This window comes from Streptomyces sp. AC627_RSS907, assembly GCF_019049165.1.
Map to the genome: position 1 here is coordinate 1 of NZ_JAGMUE010000381.1, position 366 is coordinate 366.

1 rRNA gene is annotated in these 366 nt (G+C 56.6%); it reads right to left on the reverse strand.

The features are described from left to right. Nucleotides 1–366 (reverse strand): 23S ribosomal RNA (locus KUM32_RS36000); the annotation flags it as partial.

Consider the following 366-nt stretch of genomic DNA (forward strand, 5'->3'; position numbering starts at 1 on the left):
CCGAAGTTACGGGGGCATTTTGCCGAGTTCCTTAACCATAGTTCACCCGAACGCCTCGGTATTCTCTACCTGACCACCTGAGTCGGTTTAGGGTACGGGCCGCCATGAAACTCGCTAGAGGCTTTTCTCGACAGCATAGGATCATCCACTTCACCACAATCGGCTCGGCATCAGGTCTCACCCTTTATGTCATCCGGATTTACCTAGACAACGGGCTACACCCTTACCCCGGGACAACCACCGCCCGGGCTGGACTACCTTCCTGCGTCACCCCATCACTTACCTACTACCCCCTAGGGTCAGCGGCTCCACCACTCCCCTCAACTCCGAAGAGATCAGGGCGGCTTCACGGCCTTAGCATCAGAA